We start from the raw sequence: 7,027 nt of genomic DNA, 5'->3' as shown, positions 1-7,027 counted from the left end.
GTCTCCTCGGTGTCGGCGATGAGTTCGCCGGCCTGGTCCGAGAGTCCGAGCGCCTCGCCGATGATGCGGGTGGAATCCTGCCACGCCGTGCCGTAGGCGATCTCGGGGTAGGCAACGACCGGGGCGATCTCGGAAAGGGTGTCGTAGTCCTCCTGAGAGAGGCCCGAGTAGACACCGAGGATCACGTCAGGATTCGTCGCTGCAATTTCATCGAAGGGGATGCCGTCAGCCTCGGAGTACTGCGCAGGCGCGTTTTCGCTGCCGATTGCAGCGTCCAGCTCCTCGAGTTTGGCGTCCTTCCACGGCGTCGACCCGTTCTCGTTTCCACCGTAGGCGTCGATGGGCATACCCACGGGAACGACGCCGAGCGCCAGGGACACGTCGGCGTTGACCCAGGAGACGGTCGCCACGCGCTCGGGCTTTTCTTCGATCGTCGTCTCGCCGAAGGCATGCTCGATGGTGACGGGGAAAGCCTCGGCCGCGCCGTCGTCATTGCCACCCGTCCCGGCTGATCCGCCGTCGGTGGGACCGGTGGAGCAAGCGGAAAGGGAGAGGACTGCAATCGTGGCTGCGGCGAAAAGACCGCGCATACGTGCGGGGGCCATGGGGCTCCTTGACTTCTGTGGCCTCTGGGGACCATCCGGACGGGGTAGAAGTAAGGCTAACCTAAGCCGGAATAATTACGAAATAGTTTTGTGGCGTAATGCAATCAGGAGTCTTTTTTCCGGGCATTCCGGGTCTCCCTGTCGTTCGCCTTCTGCAGTGCGTCCACCAGTTCCGCTTTGGACATCGAGGATCTGCCCGGAACGTCGAGCTCTTGCGCCAGGTGGTACAGGTGGTCCTTCGAAGCATTGGCATCCACTCCGCCGGCGGTTTCTCGGGCAGTGTCCGCCCCACCTGCCGCCTGGCTGTCGGATGGGCCGTTCTCCTCCTTCGGCTCCCAGTGGTCCCCGACCTTCTCGTGGCTGTGTTTGAGCGCCGCATAGGCGGTGCGGTGCGCACGCTCGCCGTCGCCGTACTGTTCCTCGGCTGACTCGAGCGTCGCGGCGTAGGTTTTCTTGGCCTTTTCATCGGAGCGCTGCAGCGTACTGGGCAACTCGTCCTCGTTGACTTCGCCCTTATTCGTGAACCGTCCCACTGCGGGGGCCTCCTGTCGATCGGCGTTTTTTGTTCTTCGATGGTATGCCCCGAGCCGGGCTTGCCAGTCAGACGTGGGATGTAGCCCGGTTTCCAGCGACCGAAGGGCGTGTCGCCCTGCGACACGCCGGTTATCAGCGGCTCGAGCGCTGAAAGCCGGGCAGTTTCATACGCGGCGGCGGCCTCAACTGCTGCCCCGGCGTCGTGTTTCCAGGGCAACCAGGATTCCGCCGACACAGAATGCGAAGGTCGCGACCAGTACGAGCAGCAGCGGAGCGGTCCAGCTTCCGGTCGCGGAGTTGATCGCACCGGCCAGGGGCGGACCGGCGGCAGCGGCGAGGTAGCCCCAGGCCTGGACCTTGGCGGACATCACCGCGGTCTCGCCATCCGACCGGGTGGCCCGGGCGACGATGGAGAAAATCGTGGTGAAGCCGCCACCTTGGGCGATCCCGCCGGCAATTGCCCACACGATGTACCCTTCCGGTGCGAGCAGGAGGCCCAGCGGAAGGCTGACCCATAAAAGGCCGATCACCGCCACAGGAACCCATGGTTGCGAGCGTGTCACCAGCACGGCCGCCCCGAGTGCGCCCGCTATGGCGGCGATCTGGAAGAGTGATGCTGTTGCACCGGAAGCGGCCAGGCTGAGCCCACGGGTCTCGAACAGCAGCGTGGGCAGCCACGCGGTCACGGCGTAATAGGCGAATGCCTGCCCGGAGAATGCCAGGGTCAACAACCACCCGATCCGACCTACCCGGCCGGAACCCCGCGGCGGGGACGGATTGACGGAAGCGGCCGACGGCGTGCGGGCACGTCGGCGCGAAACGACCAGCCAAAAGATTAATCCGGCGAGGGCCAGGACACTCCAGCCGGCCAGGGCCCAGCGCCATCCCACCACTGCGGCCAGTGGCGCGGTGCCCAGCGAGGTGATCATTGATCCGACGTTGAGCGCCGAGGTGTAGGCGGCCGTCACACCGGAAACCCGCTGCCAGGGCACGTCGCGGCGGATGAGCACCGGGACAACGATATTGCCGACGGCGATCGCAGCGCCGATGACGATCGTGCCCAATAACACCACCGGAGCCGGACCGACCGATCGAATTCCGGACCCCACCAGGACGCCCAGAAGACAAAGAAGAACGGCAGCCTCCGGACCCGCGCGGCGGATCACACGGGACGCCAAAGGAGTGGCGAGAGCGAATAGCAGCACGGGCAGGCTGGTGAGCAGCCCCGCCCCCGCCGCCGAGAGGCCGACCTCCGCCTGGATGTCCGTGATGACCGGGGCCGGTGCAACGATCGGCCCGCGCATGCTGAGCGCCACAAGAACTATTCCGATGACAGTCCAGGGCAAAGCTCCAGGGCGGATAGCTAGCTTACGCGTGGGGTTTCTCCTTCAGGCCGACTGCGGGGGTTACCCGAGAGCCTTCAGGTACTTCGCCAGTTCCCGGGGAGCCGACCGCGGCGCGGCGGCTTCAACGGCCGCGTTGTAGTTGGTGTTCGTGTTGACGTCGTACGTGAGCACCCGGCCATCCGCCGTTTCGATGAACTCGATCCCGCACACCTCAAGGTTGTTCCGTCGAGCGAATTCCTCGTACCGGGCAAGGATCGGGTGGTCGAAGTCCTCCCGGAGGCTGAAGAGCTGTTGGTCCGGCTCGGGCGCGATCGTTGCTCCGGGCGGCATGATCGGCTTGCCGCTCACCGGATCGATGGCGCAGGCGTCCGCCGGGCAGAGCTGGAACCCACCGCGCGCAGTGTCCGCCTTGATCGCGTACAAGAACTTCCCGCCCACAATTTCGGCACGCGTGATGAACGGTTCGGCGGCGTGAATGAACTCCTGCACGAGGGTGATACCGTCCTGCGGCTCTTCGAAATCCTCCGAGGAGACATACGTGGTGAGCTCATCGTGCGATTCGAACTTCCGCACCCCGAGGCCCTTGCCGCCCTGATTGTGCTTGATGATGAACGGTGCCCGGAAGTCCTTCGCTGCCTCGACGATGCGCTCGCGGCCGATGGCGGCCACCGTACGGGGAGTATCGATACCGGCTGCACGCAGCGCCGTCAGCTGGTCCACCTTGCTCATCTCGAGCTCGAGCACGCGCCGCCCGTTGACCGTCCGACGCCCGTGGGCCTCCAGCCAGGACAGCACGGAGCGTGCGTAATCCTTCGACAGATGGTGCTCCCGGGTGTGCGCCGAAGCACTGATGCGGGACCAGAAGATCCCCTCGGGAGGCGCGGCGTCAAGGTCCAGCACACCGTCGGTGAGGAGCCATTCGACGACGTCGACCCCCTCCTGCTCGAAGGCTCGGGCGAACGGCGGGAACCATTCGGGGTTCTCGTGCAGGGCGTAGACAGTGGTCACGGGGTTCCTCCCGGTCGAAAAACGGCGATAACTAACAGCGCAATGAGTATCTTTACCGACAACCCGGTGTGCCGGGCGCCTATTCCGGCTCAGCCACCGATGAAGATGCCGTTCCCCGGCCCCAACGGAAGGTCCAGGACGAAGAACACGCTGAGGATCGCTACCCACGCAAGCCAGAACGGCACTACGAACGGCAGCATGCGCGCCATGAGGGTCCCGAGCCCGGCCTGCGGTTCGTATTTCCGCAGCATGGTCAGCAGCACGATCATGTAGGGGTTCAGCGGAGTGATGACCTGCGTTGCGGAGTCCCCCACGCGGAACGCCGCCTGGATGAAGGCCGGTTCGTACCCGAGGAGGACGAACAGCGGGACGAACACGGCGGCCATCAAAGTCCACATCGCGGAGCCGGAGATGATGAAGAGGTTGAGGAGCGACGCCAGCAGGATGAACGCGAGGATCGCCGGATACCCGGTGAGCCCGATGGCCTGCAGTCCGCCGGCACCGGCAACGGCGATCCACTGGCCGATTCCTGACCAGTTGAACAGGGCGATGAACTGGCCGAGGATGAACGCCAGCACGAGGAAGCCGGCCATGTCCTTGATGGCCTCACCCATGACACGCGGCACGTCCCTGCCCGTGGTGATGGTGCCCACCACCTTGCCGTAGACGAGTCCCGGCACGGTGAAGAGGGTGAAGACGATGAAGACGATCGAGCTCAGCAGCGGCGACCTCGGGAGGAATCCGCCCTCCTCGTTGCGCCAGGGCGAACCGGGAACAACAACTGCGAGAACAATGACGACGGCGACGGCGGCTCCGACGATCAGGGCCCACTTCAGGCCACGCGCTTCGTCGGGTTCGAGTTCCGATTTCAGGGCGGCGGGCCTGGACGCGCCGGCAGACTTCACGCCGGGAGTCGCAACGGGCGTCCCGCCGGCCACCGTCCCCGGATGGTCCGCGTCGTCGTCGTGCACCTCATCGACCGGCACGCCCTGCCTGGACAGCCGTGGCTCGAGCACCTTGTCGATGATGAAGCCCGCAATCAGCATCAGGACGATCGAGGACACCACATTGAAGTAGTAGTTCGACACCGGAGTGACCGGCGCTCCGGCATTGGGCAGCGTCTCGGTGACCGCCGTCGTGATCCCTGCGAAGAGGGCGTCGAGGCTCGTGACGAGGATGTTGGTCGAGTAGCCGGCACCGGCCGCCGCGAATCCACCCAGCAGACCGGCCACGGGGTGCCGTCCCGCAGCCTTGAAGACGAGGGCGGCCAGGGGTGGGATCACCACGAAGGCGGCGTCGGACATGATGGATCCCGTCACGCCCACGGCGCCGACCGCGTAGGGCAGCGCCCAGCGGGGTGCGGAACCGAAGGCCTTGCGGATCAGCGCTGCCAGCAGGCCCGATTTCTCGGCCACTCCGACGGCCAGGAGGATCGGCAGCACGGTGGCCAGCGGTGGGAAGCCGAGGTAGTTCGCGCCGAGGTTCTGGGTCAGCCAGGTGAGTCCCTCCGCGGTGAAGAGGCCCTTGATCGCGGTGACCTCCTCCGCTCCGGGGATCTGTACCGTCACGTTGGCCCACGCCATGGCAGTGGTCAACACGGCGGTGATACTGAAGAGGATCAGGAACAGCATGAAGGGGTCGGGAAGCTTGTTGCCCACCCTCTCCACCCCGGTCAGGAAGCGGTCGGTCGCGCTGCTTCGGGTTTCTGCAGTTGATGCCACTGGAATGTGCTCCTCGCAGATCGCGGGTCAGTTGAAATAGGAGGGGACGTCGATGGCGCCGCCCTGGGCAGCGAACTCCTCGTGCACCGAGCGCTGCAGGTCCTCGTCGCACAGATAGTCGAGGGCCGTCAGCGCGAGGCCTGCAGCGCCGTCGGACGCGCCCATTTCCGCTGCCTCGGTGTTCGCTGCCCGGGCGAAGCCTTCGGTGTGGAGCACGGTACCGGGATCCGCGATCCGAATCAGGGGGTGGATGCCCGGAACGCGGTAGCTGACGTTGCCGAAGTCGGTGGAGGCGGCGAGCGTCTCGGAGACGACGCCCAGGGGCAGCGGGGAACGCCCACGCCGCTGCTGGGCGGCGACCCAGCGGCCGGTCAGTGCATTGTTGGTGCGGATGGGCAGCGACGGCGGATGCTCGTCCCACAGCAGTTCGACGCCGGTGCCCGTCATCAGGGCGGCGCCCCGGGCCACGTCCTCGAGGCGTGCGCTGAGATCCTTCAGGGTCTCGGGGTACTTGGAGCGGGCGTAGAGCTTCATCACCGCGCGTCCCGGAATGATGTTGGGACTCTGGCCGCCCTCGGTGATGTTGCTGTGCACCCGGTCCGACGGCGGCAACTGCTGGCGCAGCAGCCCGATGCCCTGGTACATGAGGTTGGCGGCGTCGAGCGCGTTCCGCCCCATGAACGGCTGCGCCGAGGCGTGCGCCTCCACGCCGCTGAAGGTGATGGTGAGCAGCCGGCGTCCGAGCCATACCTGGTCCGCGAGGTCGTAACCGTAGGGGTGCACCATGATGGCGGCGTCGATGCCGTCGAACGCGCAGTTGCGCGCCATGATTTCCTTGCCTGAGTGGCCCTCCTCAGCAGGAGTTCCGAGGAAGACCACCCGTCCGGGCAGCCGGTTGGCCACCGCCGCGAGGGCAAGGAACGCTCCCACGCCTGCCGCCGCGATGACGTTGTGGCCGCAGGCGTGGCCGATTCCCGGTAGGGCGTCGTATTCGGCGAGCACGGCAATGGTCCTTCCGCGCGAGCTGTCCCCCACCTCTGCCCGGACTGCGGTTTCCACACCATGGACGCCCAGTTGAGCCTCGATCCCTCGGTCCGTGAGGGTCTGGTGGAGGAGGGCCGCACTGGAGCGTTCCTGAAACGCCGTCTCCGGATGGGCGTGCAGGGTGTGAACAACGTCATTCAAAGTGTGTGTCAGCCCGTTGACCGCCCGCTCGACCTCCTTCACGAGTTCCGCAGGCGCTCCGGTGAAGGGAGACTTCTGAACCGCGGCGGCAGCGAGCAGTTTTCGTGTCTCGGAGTCGATCTGATCGAGGTACGCGGGATCCGGAACTGTGGGTTCGGTCATTCGAGTAGCTTAGGCAACTATCGCTCGGAAGGCAGTGTGCTGAGTAAACCCGGGTAACAAAGCGGCCGCGTGGCCGCATGGCCGGCACCGTAGTGGACAGCGGGTCTACACCCCGCGTGCTGAACGCACCACCAGCGACTGGGACAATGACGTCGTAGTTGTGCCGCTCCGCGCCGTGCGCCACCTCGCTTGCGCTCTTTCAGAACTATCCGGGATTTCCGGATAGTTACCCTTGAGCATGAGCGGACTACTGAAAAAGTTGCCACTGAAGAACAGGATGAAGCCGTGAATAATTGGCGAAAAATATTCGCGGCCCTTGGAAACGACAAACTCCGAATCGTTTACGCTGAGATGGTCCTCGAGGATGCCCAACGACGGGGAATAGTGGTCCCGAAGGGAAAGCGGCTCTTCGTAATTGAGAGTGTGTGGGGGTGTGGCTGGGGTGGGCGCGTCGGTGGGGGGATAG

The 7,027-nt window shown here is 65.3% G+C and carries 7 protein-coding genes; all 7 read right to left on the bottom strand.

Annotated elements, in window-relative coordinates; translation table 11 throughout:
• The coding region (locus Y705_RS17720) for an ABC transporter substrate-binding protein (RefSeq protein ID WP_155849946.1) at window positions 1–605 on the bottom strand (605 nt) is incomplete at its 3' end.
• Window positions 606–709: 104 nt separating this feature from the next.
• Window positions 710–1,138, bottom strand: a complete 429-nt coding sequence (locus tag Y705_RS0105685) for a ChaB family protein (protein WP_026532159.1) — start codon at window positions 1,136–1,138, stop codon at window positions 710–712.
• 183 nt (window positions 1,139–1,321) lie between these two features.
• Window positions 1,322–2,485: an MFS transporter gene (locus Y705_RS17715; RefSeq protein WP_049822337.1), complete on the bottom strand. Its 1,164-nt coding sequence runs from the start codon at window positions 2,483–2,485 to the stop codon at window positions 1,322–1,324.
• Window positions 2,486–2,545: 60 nt separating this feature from the next.
• The gene (locus tag Y705_RS0105675) at window positions 2,546–3,493 is read right to left on the bottom strand and encodes an ATP-grasp domain-containing protein (protein ID WP_026532158.1); all 948 of its coding nucleotides are present in this window, start codon (window positions 3,491–3,493) and stop codon (window positions 2,546–2,548) included.
• A gap of 89 nt (window positions 3,494–3,582) precedes the next feature.
• On the bottom strand, window positions 3,583–5,214 hold the full coding sequence (locus Y705_RS0105670) for an AbgT family transporter (protein WP_155849943.1): 1,632 nt from the start codon (window positions 5,212–5,214) through the stop codon (window positions 3,583–3,585).
• 27 nt (window positions 5,215–5,241) lie between these two features.
• A complete protein-coding gene (locus tag Y705_RS0105665) occupies window positions 5,242–6,561 on the bottom strand; it encodes a M20 family metallopeptidase (RefSeq protein WP_026532156.1) in 1,320 nt (439 codons plus the stop codon).
• 105 nt (window positions 6,562–6,666) lie between these two features.
• Window positions 6,667–7,027, bottom strand: a 361-nt coding sequence (locus Y705_RS22680) for a hypothetical protein (protein WP_216698749.1), incomplete at its 5' end; no start/stop codon positions are given.

This window comes from Arthrobacter sp. H41 (genome assembly GCF_000520535.1).
Lineage (GTDB): Bacteria > Actinomycetota > Actinomycetes > Actinomycetales > Micrococcaceae > Arthrobacter_D.
Note: the sequence above shows the minus strand (reverse complement) of the source record. Positions and strands in the feature narration are given on the sequence as shown.

Excerpts from the sequence above, each read along its gene's own strand:
- Y705_RS0105665 (WP_026532156.1), bottom strand. The coding sequence starts at position 6,561 with ATGACCGAACCCACAGTTCCGGATCCCGCGTACCTCGATCAGATCGAC.